This is a genomic window from Lederbergia citrisecunda (assembly GCF_018343695.1).
Taxonomy (GTDB): Bacteria; Bacillota; Bacilli; order Bacillales; family Bacillaceae_C; genus Lederbergia; species Lederbergia citrisecunda.
Map to the genome: position 1 here is coordinate 573,345 of NZ_JAGYPJ010000001.1, position 20,746 is coordinate 594,090.

The following is a 20,746-nucleotide window of genomic DNA, read 5'->3' on the forward strand; positions in this document are numbered from 1 at the left end:
ATCTTTCCAGTTATCAGACAATGAACCTATGTAAATCATAGGGGGTAACTGGATGAAGAAATTAATAATATTTTTCATAGCCATAATTTTTATATTAATGGCTTGCTCAAATGAAAGTTTAAATGAAAGTCCTGATGAACCTTCAAAAGATGAGCCAGTTATAGGAATGTTAGATGATAATGACTTTGAATTTAGTGAAGAAGTAGAAAAATTACATGAAGAAGCCATGGAATCTCAAAAGGATTTATACTTAACAATGTTAAATAATTTACTAGCTGAATTTGATGAGGAATATGAAAACTTTGAAACTGAAGTTGGGGTTAAATTATATGAGGTCATCATTAGTACGCCAGGTGGAATAGATGTAGCCAAAAAAATGAAAGAAAAGATTATCGAAAACGTACCAGAAGATAATCAAGATGTATATGATTTATTTTATGATAGAATTGTCAGTCTTGAAGAGACTTTTTCTGATATAGAATGGAGCGATTAAATGAATACTGTTTCTTGTGACAACTGCCATAAAAATTTTACTATTAAACCGCAAGAGAAGAAACACGGAAAAGGAATTACAGAAACTTATTTCACCTGTCCACATTGTGATGCAAGGTACACAGCTTTCGTTACTAATGCTGATATTAGAAAAAGGCAACGAGAGATACGGCAGCTGCATGAGTCAGTTCAACAGCATGTGAAAGACTTCGCTGATGGACGAATAAACGAGCAAGATTATAAACAGACGATCGGTAAGATTAATGAAAAGATAAACAAAAAGAAAGCAGAGCTTGAACCGATGATGAAGGAAATGAAGAATAAAGTTGCGAGGTGATAACTGTGGATCAAGGGAAAAAGGAAGATTTAAAAGAAAGTATAAAGGATACTGCCGCTGATATCATACTTGATGTTGGAAGTGAAGCTGCCGCAGAAGTTGTTAAAGAAACTGTAACAGGTTTACTGAAAGAAGTATTGGTTGATACGGGAGCCTCAATGATTCCTGGAATCTCTGGAGCAATATCCGGATATAAACGTGCACGATTTGAGCGAAACATTAAACAATTCACCAATGAGCTATCTTTAAAAGTTGAAGATCTCCGCATAAATTTAGAACAGAAAACAGCAGAACAGAAAGAGCAGTTGGACCAGCTATTGGCATATATATTGGATTATGTAATTGATGAGCAGCAAGAAGAAAAAATAGAGTTTATGGTTAATGGTTTTGTACAAATGACAGAGCATGAAAATATAACGGAAGATTTTGTTTTAACGTATTATGACGTTTTGAAAGAGTTACGGCTGGTTGATATTTCAGTGTTAAGGTTAATGTACACTTCCTTTTATATGTTTGATCAAGCTAATCGGGAAACCTATATCGATGTAATGGAAAAGCACGGAATAAGCTTGGAACAATATGAGTCTGTTAGGCGGAATTTACATAGAAGAGGTCTTCTTACTACGAAAACAGACTTAAACATTAATGATGATTTGGATCAGATACACAAGACTTTTAAGGAATTATTCGCATATCTAAAAAAGCTAACAAACCCAAGGTTCAAAGGATCTTTGCCGACATTGAGAGAACCGAAATTTAAATCTAAAGATAATCTACAAATATCTAAGTTCGGGCGTGAATTTGTGCATTTTTTCTTGAATATGGATAACGATGAGATGACGGGACAATAGGTGTCCTGTTTTTTTATGGTTCAAAAAGGAGTGGTCATAAATTGAACCAAGAGTTGTTTATTGTTGCATTACTTAACCTTGCAAAAGAAATTGCAGAAAAACCTAAAAACACTTCTTCCGAAGAGGCTTTTTTAGAACAAGTAGACATTTTTATAACTGAATTGGAGAAAAAAATTATGTAGTACCCACTCACTTAGTTGGGTGCTTTTTCTATTAGGAGGATGTTCAGTGGTATACGAATATGAAAAAGTTTCACCACCAGAATCACCAGTAAAGATAGTTGAAACTCCATTGTTAACTATTGAATTAGAAAATGAAACAGCAGTACCTAAAGTTTTCTACAAAGGTGAAGAGATTACTAGAAAAATTAGAATTGCTTTTGGTTGGGAAACCAAAAAGGCTGATGAAGAATCTGGAGGAATAATGTATGACATTAATTTTGCCGAAATAGTGGATGAAATACCAATCCAAAAGGGATACGGATTAAGGCGAGGTAAGTTTGCCTTTGATAAGAATGAACCAACAACAACTCTACGATAAATACAAACGAAACCAAGAATCAAAGAAGTTCTATAACAGTGATGCATGGATTACATGTAGAGAGAATGTATTGATTAGAGACGACTATCTCTGCCATGAGTGTTTGAAGGATCCTGAAAACCCACTTACTCCAGCCGATATGGTCCATCACATTAAACCTTTAGAAGAGTATCCTGGACTTGCATTAGATGAGGATAACCTTACCAGTCTTTGTAATTCATGTCATAACAAAGAGCATCCGGAGAAGGGTGGAGGGAAGAGAAGAAAAAAACGAAACTTGAACGTTGTAGAATTTGATGCTAATCCGGAAATAACATAGCCCCCCTACCTTGAAAATAGAAATGTTTTATATTTCCAGACCGGGGAGGCCCTTCGTTTGCACCGCAGATAAAAAATTCATGAAAGGGGGGTAACCTGAAAAATGGCAGTTCCTACAAAAAAAATGTTGATAGAATATCTCGGAGAAAATTATGAGGAATCGGACGAACAACTTATCCAATTGTATATCGAGACTCACCAATTTTACAGGCGATTGCAAAAAGAAATCAAGAAATCAGAATTGATGTATGAATACACAAATAAAGCCGGGGCTTCAAATATGGTTAAAAACCCCCTTTCAATTGAACTAACGAAAACTGTACAAACACTGAATAACCTGCTGAAGTCATTAGGTCTGACGCCTGCTCAAAGAAAGAAAGTAGTGAGTGGAGAGAATGACGACGACTTCGACGATTTCTGAAAGTGTAAAAAAAGCAAAGCAAAGTTTCAGTTTTATTACTTGGCGAAAAGAGCAGGTTAAAAAAGGGAATATCCTTGAAAAGCCATCCGATATGCTATTAACAACTTGGTATGCGGAACAGGCTGTAAAAGGAAAAATAAAGGTCAGTAAAAAGAATAAATTAGCAGCTAGAAGGCATTTAAGGGATTTAAAAAGACAAGGAACAGATGATTTCCCTTGGATATTTGTTGAAGAAAAAGGTCATCGCCCCATCCGTTTTATTGAAAAGTTTTGCAAACCTTCAAAGGGTGACTTTGATCAATTAACAGCACAACCTTGGCAGCATTTTGTTATTGGTTCTCTCTATGGATGGGTTCATAAAGATACTGGTGTGAGGCGCTTTCGTGAGGGCCTTATTTTTGTTGGACGAAAAAATGGTAAATCTACTTTAGTCAGTGGATTGACCTTATATTCATTTAGTAAAGATGGAGAAAACGGTGCTGACGTTTATCTTTTAGCTAATACAAGAAAGCAAGCCGGCATCATTTTTGATGAAGCGAAAGCGATGGTTAAAAAATCGCCGAAGCTTCGTAAGAATTATCGATCCACACGAGATGCAATTTTCTATGATAAATCCATTTCCAAAATTGAGCCACGAGCATCTGACAGTGAAAATCTAGATGGTTTGAATACACATCTTGGTATTTTTGATGAAATCCACGAATTTAAAGATTATAAATTGATCAACGTTATTAAAAAGTCTCGTGGATCCCGCAAACAGCCGTTAATTTTATACATTACAACTGCTGGCTATCAACTAGACGGTCCATTAGTAAACTACTACGAACAAGCAAGCGACGTCCTGGATGAAGTATTTCCTGACGAGCGTACTTTTTATTATATCGCTGAACTTGATGACGAAAAGGAATTTGAAAAACCAGAAGAGTGGATTAAGGCTAACCCGAATATGGGTGTTTCTCTCGATTTAGACATCCTAAAAGAAGATTGGGATAAAGACAAACGTACACCTGAGGAACGTTCAGATTTTATTACAAAGCAGTTTAATTTCTTTGTGAATGCTAATAACCAATCATTCTTGGATTACAATACATTAAAGAAAAACAATAAGGTCATTGACCTTGAAACTTTAAGGGGGAGACCATGTATCGGTGGGTACGACTTATCAGACTCAGAGGATCACTCTAGTGCATGTTTAGAATTCCTACTTGATACGGGAGAAGTTTTTGTTTTATCTCATACGTTTGTACCAGAGAAAAAAGTAGAGGCAAATAATGAGAATATCCCTTATCGCGATTATGAAAAACAAGGATGGCTTACGGTTGTGCCAGGTGAATACGTAAAAAAGGAATACATCGAAAATTGGTTTCTTGATCAATCAAAGCTCTATATCATTCAAAAAGTAACCTATGACCCTGCAAAAGCCTTTAGGTTAAACAAAGCATTAGAAACACACGGATTTGAAACAGAAGTAGTAAGGCAGGGAGCTTTAACATTAGGACCTGCTGTGGACGATGTAAAGGAGTTGTTTATCGATGGCAAAGTTATTTTTAGTTATCGAACAAATGTTAATGAAAAACCAATGGTCAACAAGCTTTTCCGTTGGTATGTAAATAATGTCAAAATGAAACCAGACAGAAATAAGAATATGTTGCCTCAAAAACAAGGTCGCTACCGTAAAATAGACGGTTTTGCGGCTTTTTTAAATGCTCATACAGAGGTTATGAAATTGATGGTTGAGCCGGTTGGTAATGGTAATGTTGAATTTATTTCAATAAATGATTTATAGAAAAGGAGAATGATAGTAATGAATATGGAACAACTTGAAACATATGCAAAAGCACAGCTAAAAAATAATAAACCTATAAATTTATTAATAGCCATGCCGGGATTTCCTGAGCCTGAACTAATTACTAACCCACCAGCAAATATTGAGAAAAAATTAGAATACTATAAAGCTACTTATAATCATGATGATTTAACGCACAGGCATGCTCTAGGTATACAAATAATAGCTTTTGCAATTTAGTAATAATAACACATATCGAAAGGTGGTGATACATTGAAATGGTATCAACGAATAAGGATGGCGGTTAAAGGTGCTGCTTCCGGATGGAAAGGAAAAACTTTCGATTTTGGCAGTTGGTTTGGTCGAACGTTTTGGGGCATCGATAATACCAAATTAGCCACCAATGAAACGATATTTAGCGTTATTAGCCGTAAAGCTAACACATTGTCATCTTTACCACTTAAATTATATAAAGATTTTGATGTGGTCCATAATCAAGCTTCTGATGTGTTAACAAGTGAGCCGAATCCAAACATGACGAGTTTTGACTTTATTAATAAGTTAGAAGTCTCACGAAATGAAACAGGTAATGGTTATGCTGTCATTGGTCGGGACATTCGGATGCAACCTGAGTCATTGACGCCAATCGATCCGTCATACGTAACGCCGTTTATAAATACTGACGATCAAGAATTGTGGTATGAGATCCGTGGTGATACTACCTATTATTTTCATAATATGAATATTTTTCACGTTAAACACATTACAGGAGCTTCACGGTGGAAAGGGATTAATCCCATTGAAGTATTAAAAAACACTCTTGAATATGATAAATCAGTTCAAGAATTTAGTCTTTCTGAAATGCAAAAGAAGGATAGCTTTACTCTTGAATATGGTGCAAATGTGGACAAGGATAAAAAGCAAGAAGTTGTTGACAATTTCAGGAGATTTTACAACGAAAATGGCGGCATACTTTTTAAAGAACCAGGTGTCACAATTGATCCAATTGAGAAAAAGTATTTTGCTTCTGATACTTTAAAATCTGAAAAAATTACACGGTCGAGAGTGGCCAATGTTTTTAATGTTCCTGTTGCTTTTTTAAACGAAACAGAAGGACAAAGTATGTCTTCCACAGAACAAATGATGATCCAGTATGTGCAAATGGACTTGTTGCCCACAGTCAGGCAATACGAGCAAGAAGCCAATCGAAAATTGCTCACTAAGGATCAAAGAAGAGCTGGTCATTATTTTAAGTTTAACTTAGGTGGTTTGTTACGAGGTGATACTGCTGCACGTTCCCAATTTTATCACAACATGCTACGAGATGGCGCAATGAGCCGAGACGAGGTCCGTATGTTAGAAGATTTGCCTCCACGTGGCGGCATGGCTGCTGAATTGTGGATTAGTGGTGATATGTATCCTTTAGAAATGGATCCGAATGATCGAAAGGGGGTGAAGGTTAGTGAAACAAAAAGCGAATAAATTTTTCGAAATGAAGTTTTCCGCTGACGGAAAGTCGGGGGATATTTTTATTTATGGAGAGATTACCAAATACGCATGGGAAGATTATGGGGAAAAATCAGCCAAGATTTTTAAGCAAGAGCTTGATGATCTGGGAGATGTGGAAACCATTAATTTATATGTTAATTCTCCAGGTGGTAGTGTATTTGAAGGAATCGCCATCCACAATATGCTTAAACGCCACAGCGCTCGCGTGATCGCATATGTAGATGCCTTGGCGGCTTCGATTGCAAGTGTGATCATTATGGCAGCTGATGAAATCCGCATGTATGAAAATTCCATGTTGATGATTCATAATCCTTGGACCTTTGCAATTGGCAATGCTGCTGATTTACGAAAAGAAGCAGACGATTTAGATCGTATTGGGGAATCTGCCATCCGTTCTTATTTAACTAAGGCGGGAGACAAACTCCAAGAAGATAAACTTCGTGAAATGCTCGACGCTGAAACTTGGTTGTCTGCTGATGAAGCATATGAATATGGTCTTTGTGATGTTGTGGAAGGCGCTAACGAAATGGCAGCTTCAATAAGCGCTGATTTATTTGCTAAGTACAAGAATGTCCCTAAGCAATTATTTGAAAAAGTCAATCAAAGTATATCAGCCACAGAAATGGCTTTAAGACAAAAAATTGCAGAAGAAGCCAAAGCTAATTCTGCTTATTTAAATACCATTCTAGGAGGAATATGAAAATATGAAAACACTGTATGAATTGAAACAAAATTTAGCTACTATTGGTCAGCAATTACAAAAAGTAGAGGGAGAACTTGCTCAAAAAGCTATTGACCCTTCTGCATCAATGGAAGATATTCAAACTCTCCAAAAATCTAAAGAGGATCTAAAGGCTCGTTTTGATGTAATTAAGGAGCAGCATGATTCTATGGAAGCAGAGCAGAAAGCCAAGTTTAATCAAAATCAAATTGCACAGCAACGTGCTGGATTTGATGGATTGAACCAAGAAGAAAAAATGGTAAAAGCAAAAGCGGAATTTATCCGTGCGTCTATCCAAGGACGTCAAGTTAGTGAAGAAGTAAAACAGTTGATTGCCATTCCAACTGGAGATCCATCTGGTGGAGATAAGTTCCTTCCAACAAATATGCAAAAGGAATTGGTCCATGAGCCATTCGCAAAGAATCAATTACGTAACTTGGCAAGAGTAACGAAAATTAAAGGTTTGGAAATCCCTAAGATTGCCTACTCAATCGATGATGATGATTTCATCACGGATAAAGAAACGGCAAAGGAAATGAAATTGACAGGGGATACCGTTACTTTTGGTCGAAATAAATTTAAGGTAAAAGTGAAAATTCCTGATACTGTCATCCACGGTTCAGACATTGAACTTGTAACTTTCGTAGATAATGCATTACGTTCTGGTTTAGCTGCAAAAGAGAAGAAAGACGCTTTAGCTGAGACTCCAAAAACTGGTCTTGGACATATGTCTTTCTATAACGGAACAGACATCAAACGTGTGAAAGGTGATAATCTGCATAAGGCAATTAAAGCGGCAATAGCTGATTTACATGAGGATTTTAGAGACAATGCAAAAATTCTTATGTCTTATACAGATTACATGGAAATCATTGAGTTCTTGTCAAACGGCACTACGAACTTCTATGATGCCCCACCAGAAAAAGTACTTGGAAAACCTGTTGAATTTGCAGACGGTGCAGTTAAGCCAGTTGTTGGTGACTTCAATTTCTTTGGAATTAACTACGATGGAATGACTTTTGACACTGACAAAGATGTAGATTCTGGGGATTATTTGTTTGTATTAACAGCTTGGTACGATCAAAAACGTTCTCTCAACTCTGCATTCAGAATTGCTACTGTTGATACACCCTAATACGCCTGTAAATCTCAAGGCGAGTTCCAAGACTGATGAAGAAATTACATTGTCCTGGGACTAGCCTTGAGCTCAGGGCTTTAAAGGAGGTATGAAGTTGACGACTTATAATGTCTATCGAGATGGAACAAAAGTAAAATCCGGTCTAACAGAAAATGCATTTACCGATTCAGAATTGACGCCTAACACGGAATATTCGTACCAAGTCAGTGCAGAAAATAGTTTTGGGGAAAGCGAACTGTCTGATCCAATTAAAGTGATGACAAATTATAGCGATCCAACAGCTGTTGATATATCACCAAAAAACAATAATTTAGACGTTGATGCTATTCGTAATTTATCTGCAACAGTCACACCATCTACGGCGAAACAAACCGTCAATTGGACAAGCTCTGACACAAATATCGTTACAGTGGACGTCAATGGTAAGGTGACTGGAATTTCTGCAGGAACTGCTACCATTACAGCAACATCAACTGAAAATGCAAGTATAAAGGGAACTGCAACGGTAAATGTGAATGAACCATAAGAGGGTGATTGTTAATGAAGGATGACCTTTTAACTTTATGCAAGCGTCAATTAAGATTTGAAATTGATGAATCTGATCAGGATGAAGATCTTAATTTTTTAATTGAATCTACAAAAGAAGAATTAATAAAATCTGGTGTTGAAGACGACGAGTCTAAAATGTATAAAAGGCTCGTCGTTTTAATGGTCCAAAAAGCATACGAGGGTGAAGAAACACCTAAGAATCTTGATAAAAGCATACAAGCCCTGATTTTAAAACTGAAAAGTTGGTGATTGTATGCCAATAAATAATAGAAATTCAAGGAAATATATTAAAAGATTAACCTTTCAAAAGAAAGAAAAGACGAAAGATAAGGAAGGTAACACTGTTACAGACTGGGTAGATAAATTCACTGTTTGGGGATCTATTAAAGGTTTAAGAGGTCGAGATTTTATCGATGCTGGGGCACAAGCGGTGAAAATATCTACACGTATTTATATTCGATATCGTCCAGGAGTGACTAGTGATATGAGGATTAAGTATGGCAAAAGGATTTTTGACATTGTCAATCCAAATAACATCGAGGAAAGAAATATCGAATATGAGATATTAGCAAACGAGGTGAACCTCAATGGCTAAACTAGAAATATCTGGTCTAGATGATAATATTTTTATGTTCGAACAGCTGGGAGAAAAGGCTTCGAAAGTTGAAAACAAGGCGTTAAAAGCTGGCGGTGAGGTTATCAAGAAATACCAAATCGAGAATGTCAATCGAAGTAAAAAAGATCAAGAGCATATGCAAGACAATATTACTGTTGGAAGACCGAAAGAAACAGATGAGGGTAAAGTTGTCATTGTGGGCCCAAACCAAAAAGTTGCTTATCGAGCATTGTTTTTGGAGTATGGTACATCGAAAATGGCAGCGAGACCGTTTATTGATAAGAGCGCTGATCAAGGGGAAGCTGAAGCAGTAAGTGCTATGGAAAAAGTGTTTTTAGGAGCGTTGAAGAAATGAGCATTACCGATAGTTTTGACGCTAAAGCGGAACTTCTACGTACTCTTGAATCTAACGCTTTTCTTTCAAAAGAAGTTACTGGAGATTTTCATAATAAAGTTGCTTCAGAAGTAGATCCCTTCCCCAGGATTGTGTATCAAGAAATATCGAATAGTGATTCCGATTTTGCCGATAACCAAGCAGCTTCATCCGTTGTGGCATTCCAGATTAGTATATATTGTGATGAAGAGACCATATCAAAGGAAACCAAAATAGCCAAAGAAGTTGATAAAGTCTTAAAGTCTATCGGCTACAAACGCTATGACTCTATTGATCTGTTTGAAGAGGATACAAGAAGACATCACAAAGCAATGAGATATAGGAAAAAGGTTTTTACTTGAGCGCTCTTAACAGAGTGCTTTTTTAATTTTATATTTTACAGGAGGTTTTAAAATGTCAAAAGTATTACACGGTTTAGACATGTTCCACATTGCAGAATTAACAGAGGATACAACGACGAGTGTGGACTATGAAACACCCGAACCGCTTCTTGGAGCAGTCAATGTAAATGTTCAACCTAACACAGAATCAAATACGTTTTATGCTGATAATGGAGCCTACGCGGTTCTCAACAGTCTAGGAGATATTGATGTTGATGTGGAGGTTGCTGATTTACCTTTTGCTATGCAAAAGACAATTTATGGCCATACAGAAGAAAATGAAGTTCAATTTGCTAGTAAAGATGATATTTCCATTGACCTTGCTTTAGGTTTTCGAGCAAAGACTTCAACTGGAGGTTACCGTTTTTATTGGCTTCTGAAAGGAAAAGCAGAATTAATCCCAATTGAGCATCAAACAGATGAAGGGAACACCACGCCACAAACCGCAAAAATTAAATTGAAGTTTATGCCACTGCAGCATAATGGAAGATGGAAAGCTCAAGCAGAATCTTCAGAACAGTTAGATGCTGCTAAATGGTTTAAAGATGTAGTTTATAAAGGGGATATTTTAACATCTACTCCCTAACGAACCCTCGACTATATCCCTAATAAATAAAACTGACACTAGTGTTGTTTTAGAATGGGAAGATTAAAACGAGGGTTCGAGTTTGAGAGATTCTAACGAGTCTCTCTTTTTTAATTTAATAATCAGGAGGATTTTGAATGAAGCCAATTACGATCACTCTAAAAATTGAAGGTAAAGAAAAACGTTTTGTCAGTCCATCTTTTATTCCAGGGAGTCTTTTTAGACGCGCTGCAGATATAACTGAAATGATTGAGGGGGGAACTCTTGATCACGAAGGACTTGATGCTCCATTAGCTTTTGTATCAGATGTTTTTGAAAACCAGTTTACCATTGATGAATTTGAAGATGGTATTGATTCAAGAGTCCTAATTAAAACGGTATACGCTGTTTGTAATTTTGTAATCGGAAATATTGAGGAAGCTAGTACTCTATTAGGAATTGCAGAAGAGGATACAAGTGAAGAGGGAAAGTGACGCTGAGTGAAGCTGTTCGTGAAATGTACAACGCCCTTATGGATATTGGCTTCACTCAAAATCAAATTGATGAAATGGATATTGTGTATCACTTGAAACTCCTAGCACAACGAAAGAAAGAAAAACAAAAGCCAAAGAATGATGTGTTGTATATAGATCAAGTCCTTGGATAGAGAGGCGGTGAGAAGATGGCCAAGGATATTAAAGTAAAACTGTATTCCAATTCAAAGCAGTTTAATAACGAAATGTCCTCTATTACAAGGCAAATGAAGGTTGTTAAATCAGAGTTTGAAGCTAATAAAACTAGTGTTGACAATTGGGGTAATCATTTAAAGCAATCAGAAGCGAAAGTAAAATTCCTGAATCAGACCCTAGATTTGCAAAAACGTCGAGTAAACGAACTCAGAAAAGCCTATAATGACTCAGCTGCAACTAAAGGGAAAGATGCGAAGGAAACCCAAAATCTAGCTGTCCGATTAAACAATGCCAACGCTGCATTAAACAAGACGAAAAATCAACTTACTCAGACTACAACAAAAATGAACCAGTTGCATGCTGCTACTCAGCGAAACGCAATGACTATGAAGCAGTTTGGCGAACACATGAACAATGCGGGCATGAAAATGCGATCTGTGGGAATGGGTGTTGGTATTGTTACTGGTGTGGCTTTTGCGGGTTTAACAAGAGAAATTAAAAAGGCTTACGATGCTACAGTCAGCTTTGATGCAGGAATGTCCAAAGTACAAGCAATTAGTGGTGCAACTGCCGGAGAGCTAAAAAAGTTAGATGGACAAGCTCAGGAGTTAGGTAGAACTACGATGTTTACTGCCACACAAGCAACTGAGGGGATGGAAAAACTAGCCTTAGCTGGATGGAAACCAAAAGCAATTATGGAAGCAATGCCAGGAATGCTTGATTTAGCAGCAGCTGGAGCGCTTGAGTTATCTACGGCTGCAGATATTACTAGTGATACAATGCAAGCTTTTCAGATATCAGCTAATAAAGCGGGACATGCAGCTGATGTATTTGCATATGCTCAAGCCAACGCTAACACCAACGTGGAGCAGATGGGCGAAGCAATGAAGTACATTGCGCCAACAGCTAACTCGCTTGGATGGTCGTTGGAAGAAGCTTCTGCAATTGTTATGAAATTAGCGGACAACGGCCTGAAAGGTTCGATGGCAACTCAAGCATTTGGATCTTCGTTAGTCAGATTGGCATCTCCTACTCCAAAAGCTACAAAATTAATGAAAAAGTTAGGAATGGAATTCTTTGATGCAAATAATAAAATGAAATCCATGCCTGAAGTTGTGGCTGAAATGGAAAAAGGACTTAAAGGTCTTTCTGATAAACAAAAAGCTGCAGCAATGGATACTTTAGTTGGGAAAAATGCTTTTAAGCAGTGGCAGATCGTCTTAAAAGAAGGTTCTGGGACTTTAAAAGATTTGACAGTAAAACTGGAAAATGCCGATGGTGCTGCTAAGAAAATGGCAGAGACTATGATGGATAACACTCGTGGTAAGGTCATTCAATTTAAGTCTGCAATCGAGGGTTTACAAATAAGTTTAACTAGACACCTCACGCCTTCATTAAATAAATTGGTTGATCAAGCCACAGAGATTGTAAGGGGCTTTACGGATTTAGACGAAGCAACACAAGGCACTATTGCAAAAACTATTGCAATGACAACTGCTGTAATAGGAGTAACTTCAGCAGTAGGTCTTTTAACTGCAGGGATAGGAGCTTTATTAGCATTTACTGGCCCAGTAGGTTTAGCTATTGTAGGAGGTACTGCGTTATTAGGAGCTCTAGGTGTAGCTTTATACGCTGCTGAAACTCATACTAAAAATCTTGCAAAGGCACAAGAAAAGGCTAAAGAAGAAGCTGTTCGATACGGTGACGGGTTATCAGAAGGCACTAAAAAAGGAGTAAAAGGATACGTTGATCTTTACGAAGGCGCTAAGCTAAAAATGCTTGAGCTGAAAAACATGTCTGGAGAAGAGGCGGAAAAGACAAAAGGAGAAATAGTCAAAGCGTTCCAAGACATGGGAAGTCAAGTAGTTTCCGTATTAGAGGCACAAAAAGAAAAAATAGCTAATACTATTTATGACATATACGGGGTTGCGGGAGATGCCCATTTAAGTGAAGCAGAAAAAATAAGCAAAAAAGCGATCGAATTAGTCGATAAAGATATTGCCAAATTTAAAAAAGCTTCTGAGACTGTAGCCAAAATTACAGCTGAATATGGCAGCGATATGACCAAAATGCCGCCTAAAATTGCTAAGTCTTATCAAGAGTCCCTAGATATAATGAACGAAGGTTCAAGGGCATTTGCAGCGACTCAAGAGGAAATGCGACAAATTCAGAAAAACCTTTCTGAGCGCGATGGAAAGATAATGGCTCAAGAAGCTGAAGGTTATCTGAAACGTATTGGAGAGAATTACCGAAAGCAAGTTGAATCTGCTAATGAGTTTTACAATACTAGAAAAACTGATCTAGATAAACATTTAGCACTATACCCTGAATTTCAAAACGAATATGACAAGCTAATGTTAGGTTTGCAGGCAAAAACTGATCAGATGATTTACGAAGCTAACTCAAGCTTTAACAAATCGACAAAGATTTTAGAAAGTAATCTTGATGACCGCGGAAAGTTGATAGATATTGCTACCAGAAAAGAGCTTGAAAGAGAAAAAGAAAAAGTTCTCGGAAAACTTGGCGCTCATTATGAAATTGACGAGGCGGATGAAAACTATTACAAACGCTGGAAGGAAAGAAACGATAAATATTTAATAGATTTAGATGCTAATACTAAGGCTTCAGCCCAACAGTTTGAGAAACAATTGATTGAATTCAAAAAGGCAAATGGCGAATCCGAAGAAGAAGCTCGCCGTAGTGCTAAGAAGATTGTTGAAGGTAGCATAGCAGAATTAGAAAAAGGTGACGATAAAGCTAAAGTTGCTGGTAAGAAAAAAGGCGATGCCCATAAAAAAGGCATTGAAGAAACCAAAGAGGGCAACAAAAAAGCCGGATCTGACATCACTAAATCCACTGATCAAGCATTGTCCCAAAACAAAGAATCTGCTAACAAACACGGTAAAGAAAAAGGAGATAAACACAAGCAAGGCTTAGAATCGACTAAAGGTGCTAACCAGATTGCTGCTTATGCTTTAAGTGGAGGAGTATCTACCACTTTAGGAAAAACAACAGATGGCGGTGGAGGTAGCAAAGCAGGATTACTGTTTAAACAAGGTATAAGCAGTCAATCCAGTGCAGTAAGTGCATCAGCAAAAAATGTAGCTTCTTCAGGAGAGTCAGGGCTTCGTTCCGTAAAAACATCAAGTGCTGGAAGTGATTTTGTAGCTGGCTTTAAATGGGCTATTTCTAATGGAAACGGGTCCGTTTGGAAAGTAGCATGGTCACTAGGTAAATCTGCTTTAAGTGCACTAAAACAATCTATTGATTCCCATTCTCCTTCAAAAGAGACAGAAAAAGAAGGTAAGAACTATGCTGAAGGTATGGCAGTTGGGATTAATAAAAACTCTAAGAAAGTCTCAGCAAGCGCGAAGGCAATGGCGGCAGCTGCTCAAAAGGCAACTTCTGAAAAAATAAATAATCTTCAAGTAAAATTTGATACAAAGAAAATTGGCGCCTCTACTTATATAGCTGAGCTAAAGAAGATTCAAAAGACCCATAAATTAACGGGTGATCAGGCACGAAAAATTCAAAAAGAGATTTATAAAGCCAATCAGGTCTTACGTAAAGAGGCAGAAGCTAATCAAAAATCGGTAGATAAGATAAACAAAGGAGTTCAATCTGCCAATTCTGCTTATTTTAAAAAGGTAAAATCTATAAATGACAAGCTTAAGAAGGACATAAAGAAAGTCCAGGATGATTATAAGAAGGAGCTCGCAAACAGAGCTGAAAGTATCTATAATCAAACAGGCCTGTTTTCTGAAGTAAAAACCGAAAAAGTTGACGGGAATAAACTTCTTGGTAATATAAAAGATCAAAATAAACAGTTCAAACAGTGGCAATCTGATCTTGATAAAATACAGAAGTCCGGTGTATCTCAAAAGTTTGTTGATGAATTAAGATCTATGGGTGTGGGAGCCGCTGATGAAATAACTGCGATTGCCAATTTGCCAAAATCCAAGCTTAAAGAGTATGTCGCTGCTTGGAAAGAAAAACATGAGCTTGCCAACAAAGAAGCCGAAACCCAAATGGCAAAAGCCAAAGAAATCATGGAAAAGCAGATTAAGAATCTCAATGATGCTGCCAAAAAGGAACTGGATCAAGCTAAAACTGATTGGGTTAATCAAATCAAAAAGTTCGGCGATGAAGTTAAAAAGCTAGGAGATTTTAAAAATTCCGGTAAGGTTCTTGGCAAACAAACGGTTTCAGGATTAGTAAAAGGTTTAGGGAGTATGAAAGGCCCTTTAGAAAAAGAAGCAAAAGCTTTAGCGAAAACCATTGAAAAAACTGTCAAAGAAACTCTTAAAATAAAATCTCCGTCTCGATTGATGGAGAAAGATGTAGCTCCATTTGTTCCTCTTGGTTTAGCAAAAGGGATTAAAGCCAATTTAAGACCTGTCTTGACAGCTGCTAAAGAAATGGCGAAGTCTGCTATTCCTGATTTTTCTGATCAAGCATTTGCTATTAATGCAGCTGCCCATGAGATTAAAGCTAATAAAGACATGTTTGTTGTTGTACATCAATTCAAGAGTGGAAGCCTTGAACAAAAAGTCGAGGGATTGGAAAGAACTATTGATAAGCTTACTGATTTCCTTGGTAATGTTTTGGATATGCAGCAAACGCAAATTGAGTCTATGGCGGAGAGAGATATCATAGTTGAATTGGATGGACGAGAAGTTGGAAGAGGAGTTTATCCAGAAGTGACACGCCTTCAAAAGAGATCAGATTCTCGTGTAAGGCGTACACCAAGGGGTGCTTTTACATGATTTTTAATGGAGTTGAGAAAAGTTACTTAACTGTATTGAGGGGTAAAAAAAGACCACCTATTACTAAAATAGAACACGAATATCGTCAAAAAACAAAAACAGGTGCAAGGATCAAAAAAACTAGATTAGAGGTTTTGGAGATTGATGTACCTGTTTTAGTAATTCCTCCAAAAGGAATGACCTTGGAGCAAGTGAAAGAAGATTTATCCGGATGGTTATTTCATAAAGATGACAAACAACTAAAGTTTAAAGATAATCCACAGCGCTTTTATAATGCTAGATTGCAGGACATTGATTTGGAAGACAAACAAGGATATGCGGATGGAAATATCATTTTCGTTTGTCAGGATCCCTTTCGGCAATCGTTACCGAAATCCTTAAACCTTACCACCACCAACCAAACATTTACGATTGGAGGCCAAACTGAAACGCCATGGACAAGCCGAACAAGGTTCACTGTACCACAGTCTAGTTTTACTCTTGAAAATAATAAGGGTGGCAAGATTATCTTAAGCTATAACTTCATTGCTGGAGACGTCTTAGAAATTGATTATGATAAACGGGATGTAAAGTTAAACGGTAAGGATTTGGCAGTGGCTATTGGTTTAAGTACAGTGTGGTTTGAGTTACCAGTTGGTCAAATACAATTGAAAGCAAGTCATGCGACTGAGTTGATGTATAGCGAAAGATATTATTGAGGAGGGATTTATGATGAGTGAAGAAAGTAGACCCGATGGATTTGTACACATTGAAGAATCAAGAAATGACCAACTAAATCGAATCGAAAAGAAACTGGACAGCATCCTGTACACTTTGGAGAATGAGGAGCTGTCCACTTCTGTTGGAACAGAGGTTGAGGAAATTACTGTAACCTCAAATATTTCTATAAATGAAAATGAGTTTAATCAATTACTAGAGAACGCACCTCACGGATTCGTTACAGATGATCCATTACCACTTAAACCGTGTAACGCTTCCAAGGAATTCGACGATAATCAATTTTAGATAAAAAATTTACAATATCTTTTCTGCCTTGATAAGTCGGTACACCTCTAGAATTTTGGGCCATTAGTATTAATGGCATTCCTGGAAAATGACTAGAAAAATCTGTTCTAGCTTCATCAATTAAGTGTGATGAGTTTAAAATATGGCTCTTAACAATAACAATTGCAAAAGTAACACCTTGTTCTTTAATAACAGCACCATCAAATGTCATGAATTACACCCCCTCCCTTTAGTCCTAATTCGACAGGAGGGGCTTTAATCCTTCAAGAAAGGAGGAAACCAATGTCAGAGATTTACATTTTCAGTCAAGACGATGTTTTGATCACAACCTTAACAGAATCGACAGGGCTTATTAGCGCACCGTTTAGAGATGAACTAAACAGTGTTGCTAGTGAGCCTTTTGTATTTATTGTGGATGCTGATGTCGAAAGATCAAAGTTTGTGAAAGAAGAAAATCGTGTCGTTTTTCAAGATAAAGACGGCTATTTCCGTGAAATGGTTATTAAAGAATTAGACGACATCGACAATACGGATGGCCCACAAACATCAGCAACGTGTCTCCCAGCATGGCTGGATGAGTTGAGCGAGAACTTCGTTCTGGACAAACGTTATACGGATAAAGAAGCACAATTAGCTTTAAACGATGCCTTATCAGGAACACGTTACATTGGTGAGGTTAGAGCGATTATGGGCGTAGGATCCACAAACTTTTATCGACTTTCCAGTGCAGATTGTATTTGGAAAATCCTCGATGTATGGGGCGGAGAATTTAAAGATACTGTCGAATTTGTCGGAAATAAAATCACTGTTCGTAAAATCATCATTGACCAGCGTCTTGGAGTGGACAGAGGCGCTCGTTTCGAAATTGACCACAACATCGATGAAATACAACGCACCATTTTAAGCTATCCAAAGACAGCCATGTACGGTTGGGGTGCAAGTCTAGAGATAACAGATGAGGATGGTAACGCAACAGGTGGACATACACGTTATATCGACTTCGGAGATGTAGAGTGGAAAGTTTCTAAAGGTGACCCAGTTGACAAACCACTCGGGCAAAAGTGGGTAGGAGATCCGGATGCACTTTTAATGTATGGAAGAAAGCATAATGGAGAATTGAAGCATCGTTTTGGTGAGTTTTCTAACCAAGACTATGAGGATCCCAAGGAATTACTATGGGCTACTTGGAATGCTCTCCAAGTAGCGAAAAAGCCTGAAGTTAATTATAGATTAAAAGTAGACCAATTGGACAAAGACGCTTCATTAGGTGACACAGCAAGAGCCATTGACAGACAGTTTGCTAGACCCATAGAAATACAGACGCGTGTCATTGCGATTGAATACGATTTGCTAGATATTGATGGTACGGCAGTTGTTGAAATGGGTCAGTTTTTAAGTTTAGATGATGACAGACTCGATAGGCTGATAGATGACGTGGAAGGCTTAAAAGGTAGGCAAAGAGAGCCTGTTACGGATGATAGCTTTCCAGATATCGTGCCAAAGATTCCGACTAATTTTAAGGCAGAAGCTAATTTTAAAACGATCATGTTGTCATGGGATTATGATGCTACATCATTTATTGCTGCTTACGAGATTTACGGGAGCCAAGTGCAGGGTTTTATACCTGACTCTCAACATCTATTGTGGAGAGGGAAAGCAGGGGGATGTGGTCATGCTGCCGAAACAGACCAGCGATGGTACTACCGAATGCGGGCAATTAATACTCGTGGTACAGCTTCCGGATTTACAAATGAAATATCTGCAGATACTCAACGTATACTGACTCCTGATATTTTGTTTGGCGAGGACTTTGCAGCTGAATTAAGGGAATTGAGTAAGGTTGCGCAATTATTAGCTGACGGATCAATTGACGGTGACTTAGAGATGGTCGACGGGCTTTTACAAATCAGAGCACTTGCCGTGGGTGCGGCGGCTATTGCCTATGGTGCTATCGAGAGATTCCACTTGCAAGAGGGTATCATTGGCTTTGCCCAAATCGAAAAAGCTGTTATCACTGATGAATTAATTTCACCACTGGCAAAAATAGACTTTGCTAAAATTGTAAATGTTGAAATCGTCAATGCCATGATCAGAGGACAACTAGATGCCGCAAAAATAAAAGTTGGAGCAGGTACTTCTTTCGAGAGTGGATATGATCCAACTAAGATGATTATTGGTGGCGCTAATCTGATACCACACACCACATTCACGCACACTACAGGATGGGCGACTTGGGGAAGCAGAGGGAGGATTTCAGCTTCCTCTATTAGGCGAGAATTGCTATTAAATCTCGTTGATACGCCGCTGAACGACCGTGACGCATTCGGAGTATATGGTTCTAGCGCCGGACTTTACGGATTCCGGGTTATTGGCGGTCGGGAGTATACCGTTTCGTTTTACGTAAGAGTGAACAGGATAACGAGCTTTGACTATATGTATCTAATCCACGACGACGGCGGTGCAAATATGCTGATCCCTTCTCTTATATTGTCTAGGTTCCCGGTGGTAAATCTAGAGGGGTACAACTATTACAAGGTACAGTTTACTTTCGTCGCAGACAGAAGCGACAACAATGCCAGGCTTCTGATCGGCACGAGGGCAGAGGGAGCGATGAACGGCACAACGGTCTATCCGTACTTTTATATCAAGGAATTGAAATTGGAGGAGGGCAACCGCGCAACCGGGTGGGCACCAAAAGAGCAAGACGTTAGAGACGATTTACGATTGACAGCGCCACTACCGACGGCATTGCAGATGGATAGCTCGGGTATTACAGCATCCACTCCTACATCGGATAAGTACGCCCGACTAGATCACAGGGGATTGTTCATCAATAAGGGTGCGGTTCAGATACAGAGGGATGACGGCGCGCTTTTTGTTGTAGACGGAAAGCCACAATTCGCACTGGCCGTTCAAGCCAAGCCGTTTTACAACATGGCTGATGTAAGTTTCGATGGTATGAATTACGTAACCACAGCCACCACCATGAAAACACTAGAAATTATATACATTTCACACGACGGTCGATATTTAAGTATAAACACAGGCGCGAGCCTGAGATATGACTCCTCCGCCGCTTCTATATCATGCGCTTACCAAATAAGAGAATTTGGAGGAAATAGCGGCATAGTTGCGTCTGGAACCGTTACAGTTTACAGGGACAGAGAAACGGAATTCAGCACCATAAGAATCGATTTAGGCGTACCAACTTACGGAGCTAGAAATTTCTATTTAGAAGTAAGAAGGGCTAGCGGCACAGCAAGCAGCTGGTTACAATTTAGAACTTTAAGGATGTGGCAGAGTGGATAATAGTTTAACAAGAGCATATTTAGTTGTAGATGAAGATGGAGAAGTAATCGAGTCGCAGTGGGGCACATCAATAATTCCTACACGGCCATACGATTACTTTTTTATTTATTATGAACACCTACAAGGAGAGTACGATTTACCAACAGTGGATAAGTGTCGAGAGTGGCAAGAACAGACATTTAATGAGAGAGGTGAGTTGATACCAATCGTAGCCAAGTAGGGATTTTTTTATTTTACCAATAAAGGGTAACGGACGGTCGTATATAGCCTCGCCGTCTTTAACTATGGAAACAGACGGCTAGAGACAATATTAACAGATAACTCTGAGGTAAAATAGTAATTGCTCCCCTAATCGATGGA

At 38.1% G+C, this 20,746-nt stretch carries 25 protein-coding genes; 24 read left to right on the top strand and 1 reads right to left on the bottom strand.

Annotated elements, in window-relative coordinates:
• The first annotated feature begins 52 nt into the window (after positions 1-52).
• From KHA93_RS02920 to KHA93_RS03030, 23 genes are all read left to right on the top strand, one after another.
• On the top strand, positions 53-493 hold the full coding sequence (locus KHA93_RS02920; RefSeq protein ID WP_213109345.1) for a hypothetical protein: 441 nt from the start codon (positions 53-55) through the stop codon (positions 491-493).
• A complete protein-coding gene (locus KHA93_RS02925; RefSeq protein WP_213109346.1) occupies positions 494-829 on the top strand; it encodes a hypothetical protein in 336 nt (111 codons plus the stop codon).
• On the top strand, positions 826-1,680 hold the full coding sequence (locus KHA93_RS02930; RefSeq protein WP_213109347.1) for a hypothetical protein: 855 nt from the start codon (positions 826-828) through the stop codon (positions 1,678-1,680). The genes KHA93_RS02925 and KHA93_RS02930 overlap by 4 nt, the downstream gene beginning before the upstream one ends.
• A gap of 41 nt (positions 1,681-1,721) precedes the next feature.
• Positions 1,722-1,862: a hypothetical protein gene (locus KHA93_RS02935; RefSeq protein WP_213109348.1), complete on the top strand. Its 141-nt coding sequence runs from the start codon at positions 1,722-1,724 to the stop codon at positions 1,860-1,862.
• A gap of 46 nt (positions 1,863-1,908) precedes the next feature.
• On the top strand, positions 1,909-2,220 hold the full coding sequence (locus KHA93_RS02940) for a hypothetical protein (RefSeq protein ID WP_213109349.1): 312 nt from the start codon (positions 1,909-1,911) through the stop codon (positions 2,218-2,220).
• A complete protein-coding gene (locus KHA93_RS02945) occupies positions 2,195-2,539 on the top strand; it encodes an HNH endonuclease (protein ID WP_213109350.1) in 345 nt (114 codons plus the stop codon). Before KHA93_RS02940 ends, KHA93_RS02945 begins: the two co-directional genes overlap by 26 nt.
• Before the next feature lie 102 nt (positions 2,540-2,641).
• Positions 2,642-2,959 (top strand): phage terminase small subunit P27 family, encoded by a 318-nt coding sequence (locus KHA93_RS02950; protein ID WP_213109351.1) that lies wholly within the window; start codon positions 2,642-2,644, stop codon positions 2,957-2,959.
• Positions 2,934-4,745: a terminase large subunit gene (locus KHA93_RS02955; RefSeq protein ID WP_213109352.1), complete on the top strand. Its 1,812-nt coding sequence runs from the start codon at positions 2,934-2,936 to the stop codon at positions 4,743-4,745. The genes KHA93_RS02950 and KHA93_RS02955 overlap by 26 nt, the downstream gene beginning before the upstream one ends.
• A gap of 18 nt (positions 4,746-4,763) precedes the next feature.
• On the top strand, positions 4,764-4,985 hold the full coding sequence (locus tag KHA93_RS02960) for a hypothetical protein (RefSeq protein WP_213109353.1): 222 nt from the start codon (positions 4,764-4,766) through the stop codon (positions 4,983-4,985).
• A gap of 57 nt (positions 4,986-5,042) precedes the next feature.
• A complete protein-coding gene (locus tag KHA93_RS02965) occupies positions 5,043-6,227 on the top strand; it encodes a phage portal protein (protein ID WP_213112747.1) in 1,185 nt (394 codons plus the stop codon).
• 10 nt (positions 6,228-6,237) lie between these two features.
• The gene (locus KHA93_RS02970; RefSeq protein ID WP_213112748.1) at positions 6,238-6,954 is read left to right on the top strand and encodes a head maturation protease, ClpP-related; all 717 of its coding nucleotides are present in this window, start codon (positions 6,238-6,240) and stop codon (positions 6,952-6,954) included.
• A 4-nt stretch (positions 6,955-6,958) separates the two neighbouring features.
• Positions 6,959-8,110, top strand: coding sequence for a phage major capsid protein (locus KHA93_RS02975; protein WP_213109354.1), 1,152 nt, complete (start codon positions 6,959-6,961; stop codon positions 8,108-8,110).
• 97 nt (positions 8,111-8,207) lie between these two features.
• Positions 8,208-8,639 carry an Ig-like domain-containing protein gene (locus KHA93_RS02980; protein ID WP_213109355.1) on the top strand — a complete coding sequence of 144 codons (432 nt, stop codon included), beginning with the start codon at positions 8,208-8,210 and terminating at the stop codon, positions 8,637-8,639.
• A 14-nt stretch (positions 8,640-8,653) separates the two neighbouring features.
• Positions 8,654-8,911 (top strand): head-tail connector protein, encoded by a 258-nt coding sequence (locus tag KHA93_RS02985; protein WP_213109356.1) that lies wholly within the window; start codon positions 8,654-8,656, stop codon positions 8,909-8,911.
• A 4-nt stretch (positions 8,912-8,915) separates the two neighbouring features.
• The gene (locus tag KHA93_RS02990; RefSeq protein ID WP_213109357.1) at positions 8,916-9,257 is read left to right on the top strand and encodes a phage head closure protein; all 342 of its coding nucleotides are present in this window, start codon (positions 8,916-8,918) and stop codon (positions 9,255-9,257) included.
• Positions 9,250-9,633 carry an HK97-gp10 family putative phage morphogenesis protein gene (locus KHA93_RS02995; RefSeq protein ID WP_213109358.1) on the top strand — a complete coding sequence of 128 codons (384 nt, stop codon included), beginning with the start codon at positions 9,250-9,252 and terminating at the stop codon, positions 9,631-9,633. The genes KHA93_RS02990 and KHA93_RS02995 overlap by 8 nt, the downstream gene beginning before the upstream one ends.
• Positions 9,630-10,013 (top strand): DUF3168 domain-containing protein, encoded by a 384-nt coding sequence (locus KHA93_RS03000; RefSeq protein ID WP_213109359.1) that lies wholly within the window; start codon positions 9,630-9,632, stop codon positions 10,011-10,013. Before KHA93_RS02995 ends, KHA93_RS03000 begins: the two co-directional genes overlap by 4 nt.
• Before the next feature lie 52 nt (positions 10,014-10,065).
• Positions 10,066-10,638 (top strand): major tail protein, encoded by a 573-nt coding sequence (locus KHA93_RS03005; protein WP_213109360.1) that lies wholly within the window; start codon positions 10,066-10,068, stop codon positions 10,636-10,638.
• A gap of 137 nt (positions 10,639-10,775) precedes the next feature.
• Positions 10,776-11,111: a phage tail assembly chaperone G gene (gene gpG / locus KHA93_RS03010; RefSeq protein WP_213109361.1), complete on the top strand. Its 336-nt coding sequence runs from the start codon at positions 10,776-10,778 to the stop codon at positions 11,109-11,111.
• Positions 11,108-11,284 (top strand): hypothetical protein, encoded by a 177-nt coding sequence (locus KHA93_RS03015; RefSeq protein ID WP_213113101.1) that lies wholly within the window; start codon positions 11,108-11,110, stop codon positions 11,282-11,284. Before gpG ends, KHA93_RS03015 begins: the two co-directional genes overlap by 4 nt.
• A 15-nt stretch (positions 11,285-11,299) precedes the next feature.
• Entirely contained in the window at positions 11,300-16,072 is a 4,773-nt protein-coding gene (locus KHA93_RS03020; RefSeq protein ID WP_213109362.1) for a phage tail tape measure protein, read from the top strand.
• The gene (locus tag KHA93_RS03025) at positions 16,069-16,770 is read left to right on the top strand and encodes a distal tail protein Dit (RefSeq protein WP_213109363.1); all 702 of its coding nucleotides are present in this window, start codon (positions 16,069-16,071) and stop codon (positions 16,768-16,770) included. Before KHA93_RS03020 ends, KHA93_RS03025 begins: the two co-directional genes overlap by 4 nt.
• A gap of 10 nt (positions 16,771-16,780) precedes the next feature.
• Positions 16,781-17,077, top strand: coding sequence for a hypothetical protein (locus KHA93_RS03030; RefSeq protein WP_213109364.1), 297 nt, complete (start codon positions 16,781-16,783; stop codon positions 17,075-17,077).
• Here KHA93_RS03030 and KHA93_RS03035 read toward each other — a convergent pair.
• Positions 17,031-17,288: a hypothetical protein gene (locus tag KHA93_RS03035; protein WP_213109365.1), complete on the bottom strand. Its 258-nt coding sequence runs from the start codon at positions 17,286-17,288 to the stop codon at positions 17,031-17,033. The genes KHA93_RS03030 and KHA93_RS03035 overlap by 47 nt on opposite strands.
• A gap of 71 nt (positions 17,289-17,359) precedes the next feature.
• On the opposite strand from KHA93_RS03035, the gene KHA93_RS03040 reads away from it, so the two are divergent.
• Positions 17,360-20,386, top strand: a complete 3,027-nt coding sequence (locus KHA93_RS03040) for a phage tail spike protein (RefSeq protein WP_213109366.1) — start codon at positions 17,360-17,362, stop codon at positions 20,384-20,386.
• Positions 20,387-20,746 lie beyond the last annotated feature (360 nt).

Excerpts from the sequence above, each read along its gene's own strand:
- KHA93_RS02925 (WP_213109346.1), top strand. The coding sequence starts at position 494 with ATGAATACTGTTTCTTGTGACAACTGCCATAAAAATTTTACTATTAAA.
- KHA93_RS02990 (WP_213109357.1), top strand. The coding sequence starts at position 8,916 with ATGCCAATAAATAATAGAAATTCAAGGAAATATATTAAAAGATTAACC.
- KHA93_RS02955 (WP_213109352.1), top strand. The coding sequence starts at position 2,934 with ATGACGACGACTTCGACGATTTCTGAAAGTGTAAAAAAAGCAAAGCAA.
- KHA93_RS02960 (WP_213109353.1), top strand. The coding sequence starts at position 4,764 with ATGAATATGGAACAACTTGAAACATATGCAAAAGCACAGCTAAAAAAT.
- KHA93_RS02975 (WP_213109354.1), top strand. The coding sequence starts at position 6,959 with ATGAAAACACTGTATGAATTGAAACAAAATTTAGCTACTATTGGTCAG.
- KHA93_RS03020 (WP_213109362.1), top strand. The coding sequence starts at position 11,300 with ATGGCCAAGGATATTAAAGTAAAACTGTATTCCAATTCAAAGCAGTTT.
- KHA93_RS02995 (WP_213109358.1), top strand. The coding sequence starts at position 9,250 with ATGGCTAAACTAGAAATATCTGGTCTAGATGATAATATTTTTATGTTC.
- KHA93_RS02965 (WP_213112747.1), top strand. The coding sequence starts at position 5,043 with ATGGCGGTTAAAGGTGCTGCTTCCGGATGGAAAGGAAAAACTTTCGAT.
- KHA93_RS02920 (WP_213109345.1), top strand. The coding sequence starts at position 53 with ATGAAGAAATTAATAATATTTTTCATAGCCATAATTTTTATATTAATG.
- KHA93_RS03000 (WP_213109359.1), top strand. The coding sequence starts at position 9,630 with ATGAGCATTACCGATAGTTTTGACGCTAAAGCGGAACTTCTACGTACT.
- gpG (WP_213109361.1), top strand. The coding sequence starts at position 10,776 with ATGAAGCCAATTACGATCACTCTAAAAATTGAAGGTAAAGAAAAACGT.
- KHA93_RS03005 (WP_213109360.1), top strand. The coding sequence starts at position 10,066 with ATGTCAAAAGTATTACACGGTTTAGACATGTTCCACATTGCAGAATTA.
- KHA93_RS02985 (WP_213109356.1), top strand. The coding sequence starts at position 8,654 with ATGAAGGATGACCTTTTAACTTTATGCAAGCGTCAATTAAGATTTGAA.
- KHA93_RS03035 (WP_213109365.1), bottom strand. The coding sequence starts at position 17,288 with ATGACATTTGATGGTGCTGTTATTAAAGAACAAGGTGTTACTTTTGCA.
- KHA93_RS02970 (WP_213112748.1), top strand. The coding sequence starts at position 6,238 with ATGAAGTTTTCCGCTGACGGAAAGTCGGGGGATATTTTTATTTATGGA.
- KHA93_RS03040 (WP_213109366.1), top strand. The coding sequence starts at position 17,360 with ATGTCAGAGATTTACATTTTCAGTCAAGACGATGTTTTGATCACAACC.
- KHA93_RS02945 (WP_213109350.1), top strand. The coding sequence starts at position 2,195 with ATGAACCAACAACAACTCTACGATAAATACAAACGAAACCAAGAATCA.
- KHA93_RS03025 (WP_213109363.1), top strand. The coding sequence starts at position 16,069 with ATGATTTTTAATGGAGTTGAGAAAAGTTACTTAACTGTATTGAGGGGT.
- KHA93_RS02950 (WP_213109351.1), top strand. The coding sequence starts at position 2,642 with ATGGCAGTTCCTACAAAAAAAATGTTGATAGAATATCTCGGAGAAAAT.
- KHA93_RS03030 (WP_213109364.1), top strand. The coding sequence starts at position 16,781 with ATGATGAGTGAAGAAAGTAGACCCGATGGATTTGTACACATTGAAGAA.